Origin of the sequence: Streptomyces sp. NPDC056222 (assembly GCF_042264065.1) — a bacterium.
GTDB lineage: Bacteria > Actinomycetota > Actinomycetes > Streptomycetales > Streptomycetaceae > Streptomyces.
Map to the genome: position 1 here is coordinate 1 of NZ_JBHJTL010000006.1, position 19,845 is coordinate 19,845.

Below are 19,845 nucleotides of genomic sequence, written 5' to 3' on the forward strand. Positions count from 1 at the left end.
CTTCCGAGTCCGGGGCCGCCCCTGTCACGCGATCGAACGCTTACGCGTCCTTCGAGAGGTTCGGGCCCGCTCCGCCCGTCGCCTGCTCGATCGGCGGGACGTCCGGCAGGGCCGACTTCTCCTCGCCGCGGAAGGTGAACTTCTTCTCCTCACCCTCGCCCTCGGTGTCCACGACCACGATGTGACCGGGGCGCAGCTCGCCGAAGAGGATCTTCTCGGAGAGCGAGTCCTCGACCTCGCGCTGGATCGTCCGGCGCAGCGGCCGGGCGCCCATGACCGGGTCGTAACCCTTCTTGGCGAGCAGCTCCTTCGCGGACTGGGAGAGCTCGATGCCCATGTCCCGGTCCTTCAGGCGCTCGTCCACCCGGCTGATCATCAGGTCGACGATCTGCAGGATGTCGGCCTCGGTGAGCTGCGGGAAGACGATGATGTCGTCCACACGGTTCAGGAACTCCGGGCGGAAGTGCTGCTTCAGCTCGTCGCTGACCTTCGCCTTCATCCGCTCGTAGTTGGACTTCGTGTCGCCCTGGGCCGCGAAGCCCAGGTTGAAGCCCTTCGAGATGTCCCGGGTCCCGAGGTTGGTCGTCATGATGATGACCGTGTTCTTGAAGTCCACGACCCGGCCCTGGGAGTCGGTCAGTCGACCGTCCTCCAGGATCTGGAGAAGGGAATTGAAGATATCGGGGTGGGCCTTCTCGACCTCGTCGAAGAGGACGACGGAGAACGGCTTACGGCGCACCTTCTCGGTGAGCTGGCCGCCCTCTTCGTAGCCCACGTATCCGGGGGGAGAACCGAAGAGACGCGAAACCGTGTGCTTCTCGCTGAACTCCGACATGTCGAGGGAGATCATCGCGTCCTCGTCGCCGAAGAGGAATTCGGCGAGAGCCTTGGACAGCTCGGTCTTACCGACACCGGACGGGCCGGCGAAGATGAACGAGCCACCGGGACGCTTCGGGTCCTTCAGACCGGCTCGCGTACGACGGATCGCCCGCGAGAGGCCGATGACGGCGTCCTTCTGACCGATGACGCGCTTGTGGAGCTCGTCCTCCATGCGGAGCAGACGCGAGGACTCCTCCTCGGTCAGCTTGAAGACCGGGATGCCGGTGGCGGTCGCGAGGACCTCGGCGATCAGCTCGCCGTCGACCTCGGCGACGACGTCCATGTCGCCGGCCTTCCACTCCTTCTCCCGCTTGGTCTTCGCCGCCAGCAGCTGCTTCTCCTTGTCACGGAGAGACGCCGCCTTCTCGAAGTCCTGGGAGTCGATCGCGGACTCCTTGTCGCGGCGGACGCCGGCGATCTTCTCGTCGAACTCGCGGAGGTCCGGCGGCGCGGTCATCCGGCGGATACGCATCCGGGAGCCGGCCTCGTCGATCAGGTCGATCGCCTTGTCCGGCAGGAAGCGGTCCGAGATGTACCGGTCGGCCAGGGTCGCGGCCTGGACGAGGGCCTCGTCCGTGATGGAGACCCGGTGGTGGGCCTCGTACCGGTCGCGCAGACCCTTGAGGATCTCGATCGTGTGCGGCAGCGACGGCTCCGCGACCTGGATGGGCTGGAAGCGGCGCTCGAGGGCCGCGTCCTTCTCCAGGTACTTGCGGTACTCGTCCAGCGTGGTCGCACCGATGGTCTGGAGCTCACCACGGGCCAGCATCGGCTTGAGGATGCTGGCGGCGTCGATCGCGCCCTCGGCGGCACCCGCACCCACCAGGGTGTGGAGCTCGTCGATGAACAGGATGATGTCGCCGCGGGTGCGGATCTCCTTGAGGACCTTCTTCAGGCGCTCCTCGAAGTCACCGCGGTAGCGGGAGCCGGCGACCAGCGCGCCGAGGTCCAGGGTGTAGAGGTGCTTGTCCTTGAGGGTCTCGGGCACCTCGCCCTTGACGATGGCCTGCGCCAGGCCCTCGACGACGGCGGTCTTGCCGACGCCGGGCTCGCCGATGAGGACCGGGTTGTTCTTCGTACGGCGGGACAGCACCTGCATGACCCGCTCGATCTCCTTCTCGCGCCCGATGACCGGGTCGAGCTTGGATTCGCGGGCCGCCTGGGTGAGGTTGCGGCCGAACTGGTCGAGGACCAGGGACGTCGAGGGGGTGCCCTCGGCAGGACCGCCGGCCGTGGCGGCTTCCTTGCCCTGGTAGCCGGAGAGCAGCTGGATGACCTGCTGCCGCACCCGGTTGAGATCGGCGCCCAGCTTCACGAGGACCTGGGCGGCGACACCCTCACCCTCGCGGATCAGGCCGAGCAGGATGTGCTCGGTGCCGATGTAGTTGTGGCCGAGCTGGAGGGCCTCGCGGAGCGACAGCTCCAGGACCTTCTTGGCACGCGGGGTGAAGGGGATGTGGCCGGACGGGGCCTGCTGCCCCTGCCCGATGATCTCCTCAACCTGCTGGCGGACCGCCTCGAGCGAAATCCCGAGGCTCTCCAGGGCCTTAGCGGCGACACCCTCACCCTCGTGGATAAGGCCCAGGAGGATGTGCTCGGTGCCGATGTAGTTGTGGTTGAGCATCCGGGCTTCTTCCTGAGCCAGGACGACAACCCGCCGCGCGCGGTCGGTGAACCTCTCGAACATCGTTAATCGCTCCTCAGAGCGGTCAGTCAGTTAGGGGTCGATCCCCTCCCTGTCCTTCCGCAGCTTAGTCCCGCAAGCGGGGACCGCTCATTCCAACTGCCGACATCCGTCCGGATCACCCCCTCTCAAGCGGGGAGACCTGCTGCCGAACAGCCGACAAATGCTCCAACCCGATGGTGCGAGACGATGTTCCCGCAGGCCAAGCAGTTACCCCCGCCATCTGTACGCCGATGGCGAACGTGAGACGCCAAAGCCCGCAAGTCGTCCCTCCTCACTAGGAATGTCTTACCCGTAAGCACTGACACTCCATGCAGCACACCCCCGTTCCCTCCGCTACGGGCGAACATCCTTGCGCTCTCGAATGCACCCGTACGCCCCCATCATGGACACTCTGCGCACTGGATCAAGGACGCTGAGTCATCACGGGCGTAACCAACCGGCGCTCGCGGGAGTTCCCCGGACATGGCCCTCACCGTCCCGCTGCCCCGCTCGCCGATCGACGGCGGCCTGGTGCGGTGGTACGAACGCGAACTCGGCTGGGCGGCCGTGGAAGGCCCGCCGGTGCAGCTGGTCACAGGGGTGCGCTTCGACGTCCTGGAGCTGCCCGTCGCGGCCGGCCGGGCGGTGCTGCGCAGGATGGGCCCCGCGACCGGACCGGTGGCCCTCATGGGGCGCAGAATGCGGCTGCTGACGGCCGCGGGGAGCGCGGAGGAGCTGCCGGGGCTGCTCGACTGGCTCGAATGGGGCGGGATCTCACTGGATCTCGTCGCCCTGGGCGCGGGCGGCCGGATGACCGCTCCCATTCCCCCAGGACGGAGCGGTTCCGGCGCGCCGGGCGCCGCGGTGTGGCTGCGGGCTCCCGAGCCCGGCCGGGCCGGGGACGGCTCGCTGCCCGCGCTGCGGGCCGCCACGCGGGGCGATGCGGGCGCCCCCTGTCTCGCACGGCTCGTGGCCACCGCGGCCGCGGAGTGCCATCGGGTGCGGCTGCTGAGTGCGCGCCCTCACGGATCGGCGCCTCAGCAGCTGACGCCTCAGCGGTTCGCGTCCTCGTAGGCCGCCTTGATCTCCGCGGGGACACGGCCGCGGTCGTTCACGCTGTATCCGTTCTCCTTGGCCCACGCGCGGATCTTCGCGGTGTCCGGGCTGCCACCGGCGGCGACGCGACCCTTGCCACGCGTACCGGCGCTGCGGCCACCGGTGCGACGGCCGCTCTTGGTGTACGGCTCGAGCAGGCCGCGGAGCTTGTCCGCGTTGGCGGTGGTGAGGTCGATCTCGTAGGTCTTGCCGTCCAGCGCGAACGTCACGGTCTCGTCCGCCTCGACACCGTCGAGGTCATCGACAAGAAGGACCTGAACCTTCTGTGCCACCGGATTTCCTTTCATCGAAAATGCAGTACGCGGAAAGGAAACCGCTTTTCCCGGAAAAACACAAACCCCTGGCAGAGGTTCAGAAGCCCGGCAACGCGGGAAACGTGCGCGATTCGGACATAGGGCTCCCGTGCGCTCGGCACGATCACAGATGCAGAAGCATCCGACTGTTGCCCAAGGTGTTCGGCTTCACTCGTTCGAGACCGAGGAACTCGGCGACGCCCTCGTCATAGGAACGCAGGAGCTCGCTGTAGACATCTCCGTCGACCGGAGTCTCACCGATCTCGACGAAGCCGTGCTTCGCGAAGAAGTCGACTTCGAAGGTCAGGCAGAATACCCGGCGCACACCGAGCCATCGGGCGGTGTGCAGCAACTTGTCGAGCACGTGATGTCCGACGCCCGCGCCCTTGAACTCCGGATCGACCGCGAGAGTACGTACTTCCGCGAGGTCTTCCCACATCACGTGGAGTGCGCCGCAGCCGACCACCTCGGCGTCCTCGTCGCGTTCGGCCACCCAGAACTCCTGGATGTCCTCGTAAAGCGTCACCGTCGCTTTGTCGAGCAGGATGCCGCGGCCGACGTACGGGTCGACAAGGCGGCGGACCGCGGCGACATCACTGGTGCGGGCACGGCGAACGGTGACGGCTTTTGAAGCGGTGGAGGACGACGACATGGGGGGACGTTATCGCCCCTCGTCGGCCGTACCGCCGTCGCCCTCGCCGGTGGTCCGCTCCCCGGCACTCTCCGCCGGTGGGGCGGGGGCCTCGGGGACGTTGTGCCCGACGATGCGGATCGCGTCGCTGAGGGCCTCCCGCTGCTCGCTCGACATCATGCCGAAGAACGCGACGAGCGCGGAGGCGGGGTTGTCGCTCTGGGACCAGGCTTCGTTCATCAGTGCGGCCGAGTAGGCAGCGCGGGTGGAGACCGCGGTATATCGATAGGCACGGCCGTCGACTTCCCTGCGCACCCAGCCCTTCTGATGGAGATTGTCCATTACCGTCATGACGGTGGTGTAGGCGATGGACCGTTCCTGCTGGAGATCCTCCAGGACTTCCCGGACGGTCACCGGGCGGTTCCATTGCCAGACGCGTGTCATGACGGCGTCTTCGAGCTCTCCCAATTGGCGGGGCACAACTGCCACCTTAGTCAAGCGAACCGGGAATGGCTGGTTATTGGCGGAGGAAACGCAACAAAAAGGACGTACGACAGGAAAACTGTCGTACGTCCTCGATGCGGGTGGGACTAGGAGGCGCTGCTGCCGTCCGCCTGACGGGCGGCCTCGGCGCGGGCGTAGGCGGCGTCCACGGCCGCGTCCTCCTTGGCCTTGTTGGGACCGCCCTGGCTCTTCACGATCGTGACGACGAGGCAGATGAAGAACGTGGCCATCACGATGGGGGGCAGGAGCGCGGATACGTAGTCCATGCCGACCAGGGTAGCTATCCGGCGACGCGTTCCTCGGGCGGGGGCGGGGGTACGGGGCGTCGGCGCGGCGGGAACACCTCGGAGGGCTTGGGGGCCGGGCGCTTGATCGGGGCGGGCGGCTTCGGGGTGGACGGCTTGGGCTCGTCTGCGGCGCGACCGCCGGGGAGGGCGAGCAGTCGGGTGCGGGGCGCGGTGGCCACGGCCTGGGAGACGCGGGCGAGGCGGGCGCGCACGGAACGTTCGGCGAGGACCTGGCAGCGCTCCAGGAGGCCGGCGGCCCGGGGATGGGACCGGAGGGTGCGCAGGGCGGAGAGGTCGTCGGCGGCGGGGTCGTAGCCGGCGGCGAGGGCGTCCTGGAGGAGCTCCAGATAGCCCGGGAGCGAGCCGGGCAGGGCCTCGCGGTAGCGGGTCAGGTCGGCGAGGAGGAAGGCGCGCAGCCGGCCGGCCTCGCGGACGGCGTCGTCCACGGATTCGGCGAGGCGCAGGCAGTCCTGGACGTCCTCGTCCTGAAGGGGGGCAGGGTTGAGGGCGGTGGCAAGGGCGCGTCGGAGCACACGCAGCTCGTCCGCGCTGAACGCCATGCCGCCGCGGGATCCGTATGGCGTGGGCATGCGGTGACGATACGCGCTAATCGGACAAATTTCGTTTACCGATCATCCCCCGGCGCGTTGCCCTTGGGCGGGCGGCGGACCGGGGCGGGGGGCGGCGGGGGGCCGTCGCACGAGTGCGGGCCGGTGGGCGGGGCGGCGCGGGTCCGTCTCGCGGGTGCGGGACGGTGGGCGGGGCAGCGGGGGCCGTCGCACGGGTGCGGGCCGGTGGGTGGGGCGGCGCGTTGCCGTTGGGCGGGCGGCGGACCGGGGCGGGGCAGCGAGGGTCGTCGCACGGGTGCGGGCCGGTGGGTGGGGCGGCTGGCCCTTGGGCGGTGCGGGCCGGTGGGTGGGGCGGCGCGTTGCCGTTGGGCGGGCGGCGGACCGGGGCGGGGCAGCGGGGGTCGTCGCACGGGTGCGGGCCGGTGGGTGGGACGGCTGGCCCTTGGGCGGCGCGGGCTCGTCGGTGCGGCAGACCGGGGCGGGGCGGCGAAGGCTCGTCGCACGTGTGCGAACCGGTGGGTGGGACGGCGGGCCCGGTGGGCCCGGCTGTTACGGCTTCCGTGGGCGAGTGCGCCCGGTGCGCCCGGGCCGGCCTCGTCGGCCGTGGGCAGACGCCGCGGGCCGGGGCGCTCGGGCCCCGGCCGGGGGGCGGCTACATGCGGGAGATGTTGCGTTCGTAGACCAGGCGGAGGCCGATCAGGGTCAGCCAGGGCTCGTGCTCGTCGATCTCCTTGGAGTCGGCGAGCACCATCGGGGCCAGGCCGCCCGTCGCGATCACCGTGACGTCGGACGGGTCGCCGTCCGCGCCGACCAGTTCGCGCTTCATCCGGGACACCACGCCGTCGACCTGGCCCGCGTACCCGTAGACGATGCCCGACTGCATCGCCTCGACCGTGTTCTTGCCGATCACGCTGCGCGGACGGGCCAGCTCGATCTTGCGGAGCATCGCGCCCTTGACGCCCAGCGCGTCCACCGAGATCTCGATGCCCGGCGCGATCGCCCCGCCCGCGTACTCGCCGCGCGCCGTGACCGCGTCGTACGTCGTCGCCGTGCCGAAGTCGACCACGATCGCCGGGCCCCCGTAGAGCTCGACCGCCGCCGCCGAGTTGACGATGCGGTCCGCGCCGACCTCCTTGGGGTTGTCCGTCAGGACCGGGACGCCCGTCTTGATCCCGGGCTCCACCAGGACCGCCGGGACGTCGCCGTAGTACCGCCGCGTCACCTCGCGCAGCTCGTGCAGCACCGACGGGACGGTCGAGCAGATCGCGATGCCGCCGATGCCGTCACCGAGCTCCACCCCCAGCAGCGGGTGCATGCCCATCAGGCCCTGGAGCAGGACCGCCAGCTCGTCGGCGGTGCGGCGCGGGTCCGTGGAGATGCGCCAGTGCTCGACGATCTCCTCGCCGTCGAAGAGGCCGAGGACCGTCTGCGTGTTGCCGACGTCGATGGTGAGGAGCATCAGACCGCCGCCTCGGAGGCGTCGCGCAGGTCGAGGCCGATGTCGAGGATCGGGGACGAGTGGGTGAGCCCGCCGACCGCGAGGTAGTCCACGCCGGTCGCCGCGTACGCCGCCGCGTTCTCGAGCGTGAGACGGCCGGAGGACTCCAGGACGGCGCGGCCGGCGACCAGGGCGACGGCCTCCTCGGTCTCCAGGGGGGTGAAGTTGTCGAGCAGGATCAGGTCGGCGCCCGCGTCCAGGACCTCGCGGACCTGGTGCAGCGTGTCGACCTCGACCTCGATCGGCACCTCCGGGAACTGCTCCCGTACGGCCTTGAAGGCCTGCGCCACGCCGCCGGCGGCGACCACGTGGTTGTCCTTCACCAGCGCCGCGTCCGAGAGCGACATCCGGTGGTTGACGCCGCCGCCGCAGCGCACCGCGTACTTCTCCAGCGCGCGCAGGCCCGGCGTGGTCTTGCGGGTGTCGCGGACCCGGGCCTCGGTGCCCTCCAGGACGTCGGCCCACGCGCGCGTGGCGGTGGCGATGCCCGAGAGGCGGCACAGGATGTTCAGCGCGCTGCGCTCGCCGGTGAGCAGGTCGCGGGTGCGGGTGGTGACCGAGAGCAGCTTCTGGCCGGCCTCGACGCGCTCGCCGTCCTCGACGTGCCGCTCGACCTCGAAGGTCTCCGTGCAGACGATGGACAGCACCGCCTCGGCGACCCGCAGACCGGCCACGACGCCCGTCTCGCGGGCGGTGAAGTCGGCGGTGGCGATCGCGTCCTCGGGGACGGTCGCGACGGTCGTCACGTCCACACCGCCGTCGAGGTCCTCCTCGATCGCCAGGTGGGCGATGTCCTCGACCTGGACCGGGTCGAGCCCGGCGTCGGCGAGCAGCTGGGCGAGCGCGGGGTCGAGGCCGCACTCGTACACCTCGTCGCCCTCGGCGCAGCCGCAGCCGTCACCGCAGCCGCCCGCGCTCTCGGCGGGGGCGCTGATCTGGATCAGGGGTACGTCCACGGGCTCGGGACGGTGTTCCTCTGGCGTGCTCACGGTTGCGGCTCCCTGGGGGCTTCGGGGGTGACGGAGGGAAAGTCTGCGGTGGCGGTACGGCGGACCACGAGCCGCCGGTCCGAGGTGAGGCGCACGATCAGATGGCGCTGCCAGTCCTCGGCGCGCTCGGGGTGGTCCTCGCGCCAGTGGCAGCCGCGGGTCTCCTCGCGCTCCCGGGCGGCGGCGACCAGCACGCGGGCGACGCACAGGAGGTTCGTCGTCTCCCAGGAGTCGACGCCCGGCTCGGCCGCCTTGCCCGGGTGGTCGTCGGCCGCCGTGAGGCTCAGCGCCTCCAGGGCCTCGGCGGCGGCCGCGAGGCTCTCGGCGGACCGCAGCACTCCGGCGTTCGCGCTCATGGTCCGCTGGACGCGGGTCCGGGTCTCGGGGGCGAGCAGCGGCAGCACGGACGAGGTGGTGGACACGACCGGCAGGCCCTCGCGGTGCGGGCCGAGCGTGGCGATGTCCTCGGCGATGCGCTCGGCGAAGACCAAGCCCTCCAGGAGCGAGTTCGAGGCGAGCCGGTTGGCGCCGTGGACGCCCGTGCAGGCCACCTCACCGCACGCGTAGAGGCCCGGGACGGTGGTCCGGCCCGTCAGGTCGGTGCGGACGCCGCCGGAGGCGTAGTGGGCCGCCGGGGCGACCGGGATCGGCTCGGTGACCGGGTCGATGCCGTGGGCCCGGCAGGCGGCCAGGATGGTGGGGAACCGGTTCTCCCACATCTCGGCGCCGAAGTGGCGGGCGTCCAGGTACATGTGCTCGGCGCCCTGCTCCTGCATCCGGCGCATGATCGCCTTGGCGACGATGTCGCGGGGGGCGAGTTCGGCCAGCTCGTGCTGCCCGAGCATGAACCGGACCCCGTCGGCGTCGACGAGATGGGCGCCCTCGCCCCGTACCGCCTCGGAGACCAGCGGCTGCTGGCCCTCGGAGCCGGCGCCGAGGAAGAGCACGGTGGGGTGGAACTGGACGAACTCGAGGTCGGACACCTCGGCCCCGGCGCGCAGGGCGAGCGCGACGCCGTCGCCTGTGGAGACGGCCGGGTTGGTGGTGGCCGAGAAGACCTGGCCCATGCCGCCGGTGGCGAGGACGACGGCGGGGGCGTGGACGGCGCCGACGCCGTCGTGCTGGCCCTCGCCCATGACGTGCAGGGTGACGCCCGCCGTGCGGCCCTCGTCGTCGGTGAGGAGGTCCAGGACGAGGGCGTGCTCGATGGTGCGCAGACCCCGGTCCCGTATCGCCTCGACGAGGGCGCGGGAGATCTCCAGGCCGGTGGCGTCGCCGCCGGCGTGCGCGATCCGGCGGCGGTGGTGGCCGCCCTCACGGGTCAGCGCGATCTTGCCGTCGGCGGTCTTGTCGAAGTCGGCGCCGGTGGCGATCAGCCGGCGGACGGCGTCCGGGCCCTCGGTGACGAGGAGCCGTACGGCCTCGGCGTCGCAGAGCCCGGCGCCTGCCACCAGGGTGTCGTCGAGGTGCTGCTCGGGGGTGTCGCCGTCGCCGAGCGCGGCGGCGATGCCGCCCTGCGCCCAGCGGGTGGAGCCGTCGTCCAGGCGGGCCTTGGTGACGACGACCGTGCGCAGTCCGGCGGCGGTGCAGCGCAGGGCCGCGGTCAGCCCCGCGACGCCGGAGCCGACCACGACGACATCGGCGTCGATGGACCAGCCCGGCGCGGGCGCCTGCAGCCGTATTCCGGTCACTTGGTGGCTCCGAACGTCAGCGGGATGTTGTCGATCAGCCGCGTCCTGCCCACGCGCGCGGCGACGGCGAGGATCGCCTCGCCCTCGTGGTCGTCGGCGACCTCGGTGAAGTCGGCCGGGTCGACCAGGGCCAGGTAGTCGAGGGTGAGCGGCGGCTCGGCCTTCGCCGCCTCGTCGAGGACGGCGCGGGCCGCGGCCCGTACGGCTTCGGCTCCGTTGCCCTCGGTCGCCTGGGCCACCGCGTGGGCGTCGGCCGCGGCGCGGGCCTCCCCGAGCCGGGAGAGCGCCTCGGCGCGGGTCTCGGCCCGGTTCTGCGCGCCGGGCAGCGAGTCGGCACGCGCGCGCAGCGCGTGCTGGGCGGCGAGCCGGTCGCCGGCGGCGAACAGGGCCCCGGAGAGGGCGAGGGCGGTGCGGCGCTCGCCGGCGGAGAGGTAGCGGTTACGGCTGGACAGGGCGAGCCCGTCGCCCTCGCGGACCGTCGGCACGCCGACGATCTCCACCGGGAAGTTCAGGTCGCGGGCCATCCGGCGGATCAGGGCCAGCTGCTGCGCGTCCTTCTGGCCGAACAGCGCCAGGTCCGGGCGGGTGAGGTGGAGCAGCTTGGCGACGACGGTGAGCATCCCGTCGAAGTGGCCGGGCCGGGAGGCGCCTTCGAGGCGCTCACCCATGGGTCCCGCGCTGATCCGGACCTGGGGCTCCCCGCCGGGGTAGACCTCGTCGACGGCTGGTGCGAAGACCGTGTCGGCGCCGGCCGCCTCGGCGGTCGTGAGGTCGGCGTCCAGCGTGCGGGGGTAGCGGTCGAGGTCCTCTCCCGCACCGAACTGGAGCGGGTTGACGAAGACCGTGACGACGACGAACCCGTCGGGTCCCACGTACTCGCGGGCGGTGCGCACGAGGGTGGCGTGGCCCTCATGGAGGGCGCCCATCGTCATGACGACGGCGGTACGGCTGTTTTCGGCCGCGTGAGGGCGTGCGGCGGAGGACGCGGCGGCCCGGGCGGCGGAGGCCCGGCTCGCCACCAGCGTGTGCAGTTCGTCCGCCGTGCGGACCAGTGCGAACGACGTCGTCGACGATGTGGACGACGTGGACGACGTGGACCTCATCGGGTCTCCCCCTCTGCGAGCACGCCCAGCAGATCCTCGGCCAGCTCGGGCTTGAGCAGGCCGTGCGCGAGCGCCCGGTCCGCGGTCGTACGGGCCATCGCCAGATAGCCGGCGACGGTGCCGGGCGCGTGCTTGCGCAGCTCGGCGACGTGGGCGGCGACCGTGCCGGCGTCACCGCGCGCGACGGGGCCGGTGAGCGCGGCGTCACCCGAGCGCAGGGCGTTGTCCAGGGCGGCGCCCAGGAGGGGGCCGAGCATCCGGTCCGGGGCGGCGACCCCGGCCGTTCGGAGCAGCTCCATCGACTGGGCGACCAGGGTGACCAGATGGTTCGCGCCGAGGGCGAGGGCCGCGTGGTAGAGCGGGCGGGCCTCCTCCTCGATCCACTCGGGCTCGCCGCCCATCTCGATGACCAGGGCCTCGGCGGCGAGCCGCAGCTCCACGGGCGCGGTCACCCCGAAGGAGCAGCCGGCCAGCCGCTGGACGTCGACGGAGGACCCGGTGAAGGTCATGGCGGGGTGCAGGGCGAGCGGCAGCGCGCCGGCCCGCCGCGCGGGGTCCAGGACCTGCACTCCGTACCGCCCCGAGGTGTGCACGAGCAGCTGCCCGGACCGTACGGCCCCGGTCTCCGCGAGACCCTCGACCAGGCCGGGCAGGGCGTCGTCGGGAACGGTCAGGAGCACCAGATCGGCGTGGGCGAGCACCTGGGCGGGCGACATGATCGGCACGTCGGGGAGCAGGGTGGCGGCGCGGCGCACGGACGCGTCGGAGACCGCGGAGACGGCGACGGGGCGGTGTCCCGCGAGCTGGAGAGCGGCGGCGAGGGCGGGTCCCACCCGGCCGGCTCCGACGACTCCCACGGTGAGTCGCGCGGGTCGGTCTTCCGCTCGGGGTTCTGCTGGTTGGTTCACGCGGCAACGGCCTTCCGTTCCAGTCCGCGGGGGGTACCGGACGATTTCTGGTCATGCTACGCCAGCGTTTCGCGCTCCTCCGTGGCTGTCCACAGGGTGTGGGTGGTGGTGTGATGATCGGCCCATGGACGAAACGGAAGCGCGGCTGATCCAGGCGAAGGCGTGGGGCGGTGCACAGCGCAAGCTGTGGCACTCGCCGGTGGAGGGCACGGTCGGGGAGCGCCTGCGGGAGCTGGCCGACTGGCCCGCGGGAACGGAGGACGACGGGGGCCGGCCCGACGTGTACGGCGACGGTCTCGTCGAGGAGGTCGAGCGGCGGGTCGCCGACGCGCTCGGTCTCCCGGCCGCGGTGTTCTTCCCGACCGGGACGATGGCCCAGCAGGTGGCGCTGCGCTGCTGGTCGGGGCGGACGGGCAGCCCGGTCGTCGCCCTGCATCCGCTCGCGCATCCGGAGGTCCACGAGGGCGGTGCGCTGGGCGCGGTGAGCGGGCTGCGCACGGTCCATCCGACGGACGAGCCACGGCTGCCGACGGCCGAGGAGGTACGGGACCACCCGGAGCCGTTCGGGACGCTGATGCTGGAGTTGCCGCTGCGGGACGCGGGGTTCGTGCTGCCGTCCTGGGAGGAGCTCGTGGCTGTGGTGGAGGCGGCGCGCGAACGTGAGGCAGTGGTGCACTTCGACGGCGCACGGCTGTGGGAGTGCGCCCCTCACTTCGGGCGCGACCTGCGGGAGATCGCGGGGCTCGCGGACAGCGTGTACGTGTCCTTCTACAAGTCCCTGGGCGGCCTTTCGGGGGCGGCTCTTGCGGGCCCCGAGGACGTGATGGAGGAGGCGCGGGTGTGGCGGCACCGGTACGGAGGGCTGCTCTTCCAGCAGTTTCCGGCCGCGGTGTCGGCGCTGCGGGGCCTGGAGCGGGAGCTGCCGCGGCTGCCCTCGTACGTGGCGCACGCGCGCGTGGTGGCCGACGGGCTGCGGACCGGTTTCGAGGAGGCGGGAGTGCCGTGGTTCCGGATCCACCCCGAGACCCCGCACACCCACCAGTTCCAGGTGTGGCTGCCGTACGACCCCGAGGTCCTGACCGCGGCCTCGGTGGCGCTGGCGGAGGAGAGGGACACGGTCCTCTTCCGCCGCTGGAGCGGACCTGGCGCGGGCGGCCCGCCGGGGGTGGCGGTGACCGAGGTGACGGTGACCGAGCCGGGGCTGGCATGGACGGCGGACGACGTGCGGGAGGCGGTGCGGGAGTTCCTCTCGCACGTGGCGTGATCTCTCCGCACGACGCGTCCCGGGAGCGGGCGGGCCGCCCGTCTCGGCCCGCCCGACTCCCCGTCCCAGCACGCCCGTGGTGGGAGCGGGAGGCCCTCTCAGCACGCCCGTGGATGCAGCAGGCGGTTGAGCGCCGTGCGCAGCCGCCCACGGGCCGGGCGGCCGGCGACGACTGCGTCGAAGCGACGGCTGTCGCAGACCGCGCGGAGGGTCGCGATGTCGTGGGTCCCGGGCATCGGCGGCATCCGCTCCCCACGCTGCTCGGCCCGGTAGCTGTCGAGGAGGTACTGGTGCAGTGCGTTCATGCCCTTCACGATGCGCCGGGCGGGGTCCGCGGTCGCGCCGTTTGACGGCCGCCGTCAAACGGTCGCCGGGGAGTCCGGCTCGACCCGCACCATAGGGGGGTGAGCGTGACCATCGACATCACCGGACTGCCGCACCAGCGGATCTCCTTCTGCCCCTCGCCGCTTGCCGAACTCGGCGCCGCGATGCACGTGCTTTCCGAGCCCGGGCACCACCCCGGGCTGCACGGCTGGGCCACGACCACCGCCGCCGGACTCGAGCCCGCACTCGCCGACCGGATGCACGAGGCCGACTTCATGTGGCGGTCCACGCGCTCCGACTTCCTGCTGCCCGCCCAGCCGCGCGAGACGCTCGCCGAGGAGCTCGACGACCTCGACCTGATGGACGACGAGACCTACGTGGGGGCGGCGCTGGAGATCTCCTGCAGCACCCAGTACGCGGACGGCCTGCCCTCCCCGCTCGTCGATGCCCACTCCCGCCGCCGCGCCCTCGACCTGGCCGCCGCGCGCGGCCCGCGGCAGGCCGCGTTCGTGGAGCGCATGCTCGCCGATCCGACCGGCACGCGCGCGTGGGTCCGCCGACTCCTGGAGGACTGCGACGACGCGTTCTTCGCCGACACCTGGCGCCGGGTCCGGGTCCAGCTCGCGGCCGACGCCCGGCACAAGACCGAACTGCTGCGGCACAAGGGTCTCGCCGATGCCCTCGCCGCCGTCTCCCCGGCGATGAGCCTGGAGGAGGACGAGCGCGGCTCCCGGATAGCCGTCGACAAGCTGGTCCTCGGCCGCACGACCACCCAGGGCTCGGCGCTCACCTTCCTGCCGACCGCCTTCGGGCGGCCGCATCTCATCGCGGTGCACGCACGCGGCTGGCAGCCGGTGATCCAGTACCCCGTCTCCACCCGCGAACTCGCCGGCACCGCCCCCGTGGAGACGGTCAAACTCCGCCTGGAGGCCGTCGCCCACCCGATGCGGATGCGGATGTGCCGCAACCTCGCCCGCGCCTCGTACACGACGAGCGAGCTGGCCGACGCGTACGGCATCACCGCCCCGGAGGTCTCGCGTCACCTCGCCGTCCTGAAGAAGGCCGGGCTGCTCACCACCCAGCGCCGCGGCCGCTACGTCCTGCACCAGCTGGACGTGACCGTCGTCGCCCGCCTGGGCAGCGACTTCCTCGAGGCCCTCCTGCGCTAGCGGCTCGAGAGGCCGGCCCTCAGTCGAAGCGGATGTGGGCGAGACCCACCCGCACCCGGCGCAGCCGGTGCCGCAACGGCCCGTCCGTGTTCGGCGCGAGCCGCAGCCCGGCGATGCGCGCCACCTCGTCCGCGACCTGCGGGACCGTCAGCGGGTCCGTACGGATGTGGTGCGCGAACTCGGGGCCGTTCAGCCGCTCCAGGCATCCGTCCAGCTTGCTCACCGCGAAGCTCTCGCGCTTCAGGCCGCGGCCGAGACCCCGCTCCGTCAGCCGCTTCAGGACCGTCTCCCGCCGTGCGAGCAGCGCGACGTGGTGCACCCGGTCCGCGCCGTGCGCCGCGCGCAGCCTGCCGACGACCTCCTCGAAGTACGCCGGTTCCACCAGCGTCATCGGCACGATCACCGGGCCGTCCGTGTGCTCCCGCAGCGCCAGGTCGAGGACCTCGTACACGCCCCGCCGCCAGGCCGGCAGGTCCTGGAAGTCACCTCGAAGGGCCGGCGGCAGGGTGCGATGAAGCCCGAAGCCGACATGCTCCGGATCGCACACCACACTGCCGGGCAGCCGGCGCCGGAGCTCGTACGCCGTCTGTGTCTTCCCGCCCCCGAAGGGCCCGTTGATCCAGAGCAGCGGCACGGCTCAGACCGCCCCGCCGCCCGCCCGCACCAGACCCGTCTCGTACGCCAGGACCACCACCTGCACCCGGTCGCGCAGGTCCAGCTTGGTCAGGATCCGGCCCACGTGCGTCTTCACCGTCGCCTCCGACAGCACCAGCCGGGCGGCGATCTCGCCGTTCGACAGGCCCTGCGCCACCAGCATCATCACCTCGCGCTCCCGGTCGGTGAGCCGGTCCAGCTCCTTGTGCTGCGGCTCCTTCCCCGACGACGGAAGCATCGGGGAGAAGCGGTCGAGCAGCCGGCGCGTGGTCGACGGGGCCACGACCGCGTCCCCGCTGTGCACGGAACGGATCGCGCCGAGCAGCTCGCTCGGCGGCACGTCCTTCAGCATGAAACCGCTCGCACCCGCCTTCAGCCCGGAGAAGGCGTACTCGTCGAGGTCGAACGTGGTCAGGATCAGCACCTTGGGGGCGTCGGGCTCCGAGCAGATCCGCCGGGTCGTCTCGACCCCGTCGAGCTTGGGCATCCGTACGTCCATCAGGACCACGTCGACGGCCGTGGAGCGCAGCACCTCCAGCGCCTCCACGCCGTCGCCCGCCTCGGCGACGACATCCATGTCCGGCTGGGCGGCGAGCACCATGCGGAAGCCGGTGCGCAGCAGCATCTGGTCGTCGACGAGCATCACGCGGATGGACATGTGGGGGTTCCTTCGGGTCGTCAGTGGGCGGGCTTCAGGGGGAGCAGGGCGCTGATACGGAAGCCGCCACCCGGACGCGGTCCCGCGTCCAGGGTGCCGCCGACCATGCCGACCCGCTCGCGCATACCGATCAGGCCGTGGCCCCGGCCGTCGGCGCCCCCGTCCTCGTACATCTCGTGCGTCGCGCCCCGCCCGTCGTCCTCGACGAGCAGCCCGAGGCCGTCGTCGAAGTACACCAGGCGGACGCTGGCCCCCACGTCCGGGCCGCCGTGCTTGCGCGTGTTGGTGAGGGCCTCCTGCACGATCCGGTACGCGGTGAGCTCGACGCCGCTGGGCAGCGGCCGTGGCGTCCCCTCGATCCGGAAGTCGACGGTCAGTCCGGCCCCGCGGACCTGCTCGACGAGGTCCTCGATCTGCTCGACGTCGGGCTGGGGCACATACTCCCCCGCCTCCTTGTGCTCGCCGGTGCGCAGGATGCCGAGCAGCCGGCGCATCTCGGCGAGCGCCTGGCGGCCGGTGGAGGAGATCGTCTCCAGGGCCTGCTTGGCCGTCTCCGGGGAGGAGTCCAGGACGTAGGCGGCGCCGTCGGCCTGGACCACCATCACCGAGACGTTGTGCGCGACGACGTCGTGCAGCTCGCGGGCGATCCGGGCACGCTCGGCGGCGACGGCGACCTTGGCCTGCGCCTCGCGCTCCTGCTCCAGGCGGGAGGCGCGCTCCTCCAGCTGAGCGAAGTAGGCACGGCGGGTCCGCAGGGAGTCGCCGAGCACCCAGGCGAGGGCGAACGGCACGGTCATGATCACCGTGAAGAAGACATGCGCGAGGGTCGATCCGGGGCTGGTCTCGGACGGCCATCTCAGCATGGAGAGCGTGGCGGCGCTGAGACCGCCGACGAGCGCGAGACGGGACGCCCAGCGCGGTCCGTCGTGCGCGGCCACCGTGTAGATGATCACCAGCATGGCGAAGTCCGCGAAGAAGGGCTGGAGCCCGAAGCCGAGCTGGACGAGGCCCAGCGCGACGGCGAGCAGCAGCATCTTCTCGGGTGCGCGGCGGCGCAGCGCGACGACGAGGGAGAACAGCGCGCCGACCACGCCGTACGCGGCGGCGTTGTCGACCGCCGGGTAGGAGGTGCCCACCCACAGCACGGAGAACCCGAGGAGGACGACGGCCCAGAAGGTGTCGACGCCCGTCGGGTGTCTGCGGATGAAGTCGTAGAGGCGCTGCACGTGACCCAGCGTAGGGAAAGCAGATAGGTGCAGGGGTCAACCGTGGGGTCGATCCTTGGTGGGAAGACCGTACTCCGCAAGGTGGAGACTGGACCGCGTGACGGATGAGACGTGTCAGTGGCAGGGGTGGCGTGAGGCCACGGAGCAGGCGCTGTACGGCCCGGAGGGCTTCTTTCGGCGCCCCGAGGGCCCGGCCGGTCACTTCCGCACCTCCGTGCACGCCTCGCCGCTCTTCGCGGGGGCCGTCGCCCGGCTGCTGGCGGAGGTGGCCGAGGAGCTGGGGACGGACGAGCTCGCGTTCGTGGACGTCGGCGCGGGGCGGGGGGAGCTGCTGACGGGCGTGCTGGCCGCCGTGCCTTCGGGGCTTTCGGTACGGGCGTACGGCGTGGAGCGCGCGGACCGGCCGACGGGGCTCGATCCCCGGGTGGAGTGGACGGACCGGGTGCCGGAGGGGGTCCGCGGGCTGCTCTTCGCGAACGAGTGGCTCGACAACGTGCCGGTGGAGGTCGCGGCCGTCGACGAGGCGGGGACGGTCCGGTACGTCGAGGTGCGGGCGGCGGACGGGGCGGAGCGGCTGGGGAAGGTGGTCGAGGGCCCGGACGCGGAGTGGCTGGAGCGGTGGTGGCCGCTGGCGGAGCCCGGCGAGCGGGCGGAGATCGGGCGGTCGCGGGACGAGGCGTGGGCGGCGGCGGTCGGGGCGCTGGCGGCGGGGACGGCGGTGGCGGTGGACTACGGGCATGTACGGGAGTCCAGGCCGCCGTTCGGAACGCTGACGGGGTTCCGGGCGGGGCGGGAGGTGACGGCGGTGCCCGACGGGTCCTGTGACGTGACGGCGCATGTGGCGATGGACGCGTGCGCCTCGGCCGGCGGGGAGGTGGTCACGCAACGGGAGGCGTTGCGGCGCCTCGGTGTCCGGGGTGAGCGGCCGCCGCTCTCGCTGGCGTCGAGCGACCCGGGCGCGTATGTGCGGGCGCTGGCCTCCGCCGGGGAGGCGGCCGAGCTGACCGCGCGCGGGGGGCTGGGCGACTTCCTGTGGCTCACTCGGAGGGTGCCGGGCGCTCCGGGCGGACGGGCCTGACAGGGCACCGGCCCCGTGGGTTGTGCCCACGCTCCCCGGACTATGTCCGGCGGGACCCCTGCCCGGCGGAACGGATGCCCGCAGCGGCGTGAGGACCGCGGTGGGAGGGGGACCGGCCTGTGGGACGAGTTCCCACGGCGGGTGGCCCGGCAGGGATACTGGCCCCATGACGGAGACGACGGTCGGAATCGGCGGGGCGGCGGAGAGCACCGACATGGTGCTGAACATCGGGCCGCAGCATCCCTCGACCCATGGTGTGCTCCGCCTCCGCCTCGTACTCGACGGCGAGGTCATCCAGCACGCCGAGCCGGTCATCGGGTACATGCACCGCGGCGCCGAGAAGCTCTTCGAGGCGCGCGACTACCGGCAGATCATCATGCTCGCCAACCGCCACGACTGGCTGTCGGCGTTCTCCAACGAGCTCGGTGTCGTCATGGCCGTCGAGCGGATGCTCGGCATGGAGGTCCCCGAGCGGGCCGTCTGGACCCGCACCCTGCTCGCCGAGCTGAACCGGGTGCTCAACCACCTGATGTTCCTGGGGTCGTACCCCCTCGAACTGGGCGGCATCACCCCGGTCTTCCACGCGTTCCGGGAGCGCGAGGAGCTCCAGGCCGTGATGGAGGAGGTCTCCGGCGGCCGGATGCACTACATGTTCAACCGGGTCGGCGGCCTCAAGGAGGACCTTCCGGCCGGATGGCTCGGCCGGGCCCGCGCGGCCGTCGCCGACGTGCGGTCGCGGATGGACGTGTACGACAAGCTGGTCCTCGGCAACGAGATCTTCCGCGGCCGCACCCGGGGCGTCGGCGTCCTGACGCCGGAGACTGCGCACGCGTACGGCGTCTCCGGGCCCATCGCCCGCGCCTCCGGCGTCGACTTCGACCTGCGCCGCGACGAGCCGTACCTGGCCTACGGGGAGATTCAGGACACGCTGAAGGTCGTCACCCGCAAGGAGGGCGACTGCCTCGCCCGCTTCGAGTGCCTCCTGGAGCAGACCCACAACTCCCTGGACCTCGCCGACGCCTGCCTCGACCGGATCGACGACCTCCCGCCGGGGCCGATCAACCAGCGGCTGCCGAAGGTGCTCAAGGCGCCGGAGGGCCACACGTACGCCTGGACCGAGAACCCGCTCGGCATCAACGGCTACTACCTGGTCTCCAAGGGCGAGAAGACGCCGTACCGCCTCAAGCTGCGCTCGGCGTCGTTCAACAACATCCAGGCGCTCACCGAGCTGCTGCCGGGCACGCTGGTCGCCGACATGGTGGCGATCCTGGGGTCGCTCTTCTTCGTCGTCGGCGACATCGACAAGTAGCCGCTAGTCGGGCGCCGGGCGCCGGTCCT

20 protein-coding genes are annotated in these 19,845 nt (G+C 72.0%); 5 read left to right on the forward strand and 15 right to left on the reverse strand.

The window, feature by feature from the left end:
- Nucleotides 1-40: 40 nt before the first annotated feature.
- Complete coding sequence (locus ACFC0D_RS04750) at nt 41-2,566, reverse strand: ATP-dependent Clp protease ATP-binding subunit (protein ID WP_376431017.1); 2,526 nt, start codon at nt 2,564-2,566, stop codon at nt 41-43.
- A gap of 462 nt (nt 2,567-3,028) precedes the next feature.
- Here ACFC0D_RS04750 and ACFC0D_RS04755 point away from each other — a divergent pair, with 462 nt between their 5' ends.
- Nucleotides 3,029-3,619 carry an SCO3374 family protein gene (locus tag ACFC0D_RS04755; RefSeq protein WP_376431018.1) on the forward strand — a complete coding sequence of 197 codons (591 nt, stop codon included), beginning with the start codon at nt 3,029-3,031 and terminating at the stop codon, nt 3,617-3,619.
- On the opposite strand, the gene ACFC0D_RS04760 is transcribed toward ACFC0D_RS04755, so the two are convergent.
- From ACFC0D_RS04760 to ACFC0D_RS04805, 10 genes are all read right to left on the reverse strand, one after another.
- The gene (locus ACFC0D_RS04760; protein WP_376431019.1) at nt 3,598-3,933 is read right to left on the reverse strand and encodes an Lsr2 family protein; all 336 of its coding nucleotides are present in this window, start codon (nt 3,931-3,933) and stop codon (nt 3,598-3,600) included. The genes ACFC0D_RS04755 and ACFC0D_RS04760 overlap by 22 nt on opposite strands.
- Nucleotides 3,934-4,078: 145 nt before the next feature.
- Nucleotides 4,079-4,606, reverse strand: coding sequence for an amino-acid N-acetyltransferase (locus tag ACFC0D_RS04765; RefSeq protein ID WP_376431020.1), 528 nt, complete (start codon nt 4,604-4,606; stop codon nt 4,079-4,081).
- Between the two features lie 9 nt (nt 4,607-4,615).
- Nucleotides 4,616-5,065 carry a BlaI/MecI/CopY family transcriptional regulator gene (locus ACFC0D_RS04770; RefSeq protein ID WP_376431021.1) on the reverse strand — a complete coding sequence of 150 codons (450 nt, stop codon included), beginning with the start codon at nt 5,063-5,065 and terminating at the stop codon, nt 4,616-4,618.
- Nucleotides 5,066-5,175: 110 nt separating this feature from the next.
- Nucleotides 5,176-5,355 (reverse strand): hypothetical protein, encoded by a 180-nt coding sequence (locus tag ACFC0D_RS04775; RefSeq protein WP_376431023.1) that lies wholly within the window; start codon nt 5,353-5,355, stop codon nt 5,176-5,178.
- Between the two features lie 14 nt (nt 5,356-5,369).
- Nucleotides 5,370-5,936 carry a hypothetical protein gene (locus tag ACFC0D_RS04780; RefSeq protein WP_376431273.1) on the reverse strand — a complete coding sequence of 189 codons (567 nt, stop codon included), beginning with the start codon at nt 5,934-5,936 and terminating at the stop codon, nt 5,370-5,372.
- Between the two features lie 661 nt (nt 5,937-6,597).
- Nucleotides 6,598-7,404 carry a type III pantothenate kinase gene (locus tag ACFC0D_RS04785; protein ID WP_376431025.1) on the reverse strand — a complete coding sequence of 269 codons (807 nt, stop codon included), beginning with the start codon at nt 7,402-7,404 and terminating at the stop codon, nt 6,598-6,600.
- Nucleotides 7,404-8,432, reverse strand: coding sequence for a carboxylating nicotinate-nucleotide diphosphorylase (gene nadC, locus ACFC0D_RS04790; protein ID WP_376431027.1), 1,029 nt, complete (start codon nt 8,430-8,432; stop codon nt 7,404-7,406). Before nadC ends, ACFC0D_RS04785 begins: the two co-directional genes overlap by 1 nt.
- Nucleotides 8,429-10,123, reverse strand: coding sequence for an L-aspartate oxidase (locus tag ACFC0D_RS04795; protein WP_376431029.1), 1,695 nt, complete (start codon nt 10,121-10,123; stop codon nt 8,429-8,431). The genes nadC and ACFC0D_RS04795 overlap by 4 nt, the downstream gene beginning before the upstream one ends.
- Complete coding sequence (panC, locus tag ACFC0D_RS04800; protein WP_376431030.1) at nt 10,120-11,226, reverse strand: pantoate--beta-alanine ligase; 1,107 nt, start codon at nt 11,224-11,226, stop codon at nt 10,120-10,122. The genes ACFC0D_RS04795 and panC overlap by 4 nt, the downstream gene beginning before the upstream one ends.
- Nucleotides 11,223-12,134: a Rossmann-like and DUF2520 domain-containing protein gene (locus ACFC0D_RS04805; protein ID WP_376431032.1), complete on the reverse strand. Its 912-nt coding sequence runs from the start codon at nt 12,132-12,134 to the stop codon at nt 11,223-11,225. Before ACFC0D_RS04805 ends, panC begins: the two co-directional genes overlap by 4 nt.
- A gap of 124 nt (nt 12,135-12,258) precedes the next feature.
- Here ACFC0D_RS04805 and ACFC0D_RS04810 point away from each other — a divergent pair, with 124 nt between their 5' ends.
- Nucleotides 12,259-13,398: a threonine aldolase family protein gene (locus ACFC0D_RS04810; RefSeq protein WP_376431034.1), complete on the forward strand. Its 1,140-nt coding sequence runs from the start codon at nt 12,259-12,261 to the stop codon at nt 13,396-13,398.
- Between the two features lie 98 nt (nt 13,399-13,496).
- On the opposite strand, the gene ACFC0D_RS04815 is transcribed toward ACFC0D_RS04810, so the two are convergent.
- Nucleotides 13,497-13,703: a hypothetical protein gene (locus ACFC0D_RS04815; protein WP_376431036.1), complete on the reverse strand. Its 207-nt coding sequence runs from the start codon at nt 13,701-13,703 to the stop codon at nt 13,497-13,499.
- Nucleotides 13,704-13,802: 99 nt separating this feature from the next.
- Here ACFC0D_RS04815 and ACFC0D_RS04820 point away from each other — a divergent pair, with 99 nt between their 5' ends.
- Nucleotides 13,803-14,891, forward strand: a complete 1,089-nt coding sequence (locus ACFC0D_RS04820; RefSeq protein WP_376431038.1) for a DUF5937 family protein — start codon at nt 13,803-13,805, stop codon at nt 14,889-14,891.
- Nucleotides 14,892-14,910: 19 nt separating this feature from the next.
- Here ACFC0D_RS04820 and ACFC0D_RS04825 read toward each other — a convergent pair whose 3' ends face one another.
- Genes ACFC0D_RS04825 through ACFC0D_RS04835 form a run of 3 tightly spaced genes read right to left on the reverse strand, consistent with a single transcriptional unit; the run spans nt 14,911 to nt 17,429 of the window.
- Nucleotides 14,911-15,525: an AAA family ATPase gene (locus ACFC0D_RS04825; RefSeq protein ID WP_376431040.1), complete on the reverse strand. Its 615-nt coding sequence runs from the start codon at nt 15,523-15,525 to the stop codon at nt 14,911-14,913.
- A 3-nt stretch (nt 15,526-15,528) separates the two neighbouring features.
- Entirely contained in the window at nt 15,529-16,203 is a 675-nt protein-coding gene (locus ACFC0D_RS04830) for a response regulator (RefSeq protein ID WP_376431042.1), read from the reverse strand.
- Between the two features lie 20 nt (nt 16,204-16,223).
- The gene (locus tag ACFC0D_RS04835; RefSeq protein WP_376431045.1) at nt 16,224-17,429 is read right to left on the reverse strand and encodes a sensor histidine kinase; all 1,206 of its coding nucleotides are present in this window, start codon (nt 17,427-17,429) and stop codon (nt 16,224-16,226) included.
- Between the two features lie 97 nt (nt 17,430-17,526).
- On the opposite strand from ACFC0D_RS04835, the gene ACFC0D_RS04840 reads away from it, so the two are divergent.
- Together ACFC0D_RS04840 and ACFC0D_RS04845 are read left to right on the forward strand one after the other, a co-directional pair.
- Nucleotides 17,527-18,507 carry an SAM-dependent methyltransferase gene (locus ACFC0D_RS04840; protein ID WP_376431047.1) on the forward strand — a complete coding sequence of 327 codons (981 nt, stop codon included), beginning with the start codon at nt 17,527-17,529 and terminating at the stop codon, nt 18,505-18,507.
- Between the two features lie 166 nt (nt 18,508-18,673).
- Nucleotides 18,674-19,816 (forward strand): NADH-quinone oxidoreductase subunit D, encoded by a 1,143-nt coding sequence (locus tag ACFC0D_RS04845; protein WP_376431049.1) that lies wholly within the window; start codon nt 18,674-18,676, stop codon nt 19,814-19,816.
- The last annotated feature ends 29 nt before the right edge of the window (nt 19,817-19,845 follow it).

Excerpts from the sequence above, each read along its gene's own strand:
- ACFC0D_RS04750 (WP_376431017.1), bottom strand. The coding sequence starts at position 2,566 with ATGTTCGAGAGGTTCACCGACCGCGCGCGGCGGGTTGTCGTCCTGGCT.
- ACFC0D_RS04755 (WP_376431018.1), top strand. The coding sequence starts at position 3,029 with ATGGCCCTCACCGTCCCGCTGCCCCGCTCGCCGATCGACGGCGGCCTG.
- ACFC0D_RS04765 (WP_376431020.1), bottom strand. The coding sequence starts at position 4,606 with ATGTCGTCGTCCTCCACCGCTTCAAAAGCCGTCACCGTTCGCCGTGCC.
- ACFC0D_RS04775 (WP_376431023.1), bottom strand. The coding sequence starts at position 5,355 with ATGGACTACGTATCCGCGCTCCTGCCCCCCATCGTGATGGCCACGTTC.
- ACFC0D_RS04780 (WP_376431273.1), bottom strand. The coding sequence starts at position 5,936 with ATGGCGTTCAGCGCGGACGAGCTGCGTGTGCTCCGACGCGCCCTTGCC.
- ACFC0D_RS04785 (WP_376431025.1), bottom strand. The coding sequence starts at position 7,404 with ATGCTCCTCACCATCGACGTCGGCAACACGCAGACGGTCCTCGGCCTC.
- panC (WP_376431030.1), bottom strand. The coding sequence starts at position 11,226 with ATGAGGTCCACGTCGTCCACGTCGTCCACATCGTCGACGACGTCGTTC.
- ACFC0D_RS04810 (WP_376431034.1), top strand. The coding sequence starts at position 12,259 with ATGGACGAAACGGAAGCGCGGCTGATCCAGGCGAAGGCGTGGGGCGGT.
- ACFC0D_RS04815 (WP_376431036.1), bottom strand. The coding sequence starts at position 13,703 with ATGAACGCACTGCACCAGTACCTCCTCGACAGCTACCGGGCCGAGCAG.
- ACFC0D_RS04830 (WP_376431042.1), bottom strand. The coding sequence starts at position 16,203 with ATGTCCATCCGCGTGATGCTCGTCGACGACCAGATGCTGCTGCGCACC.
- ACFC0D_RS04845 (WP_376431049.1), top strand. The coding sequence starts at position 18,674 with ATGACGGAGACGACGGTCGGAATCGGCGGGGCGGCGGAGAGCACCGAC.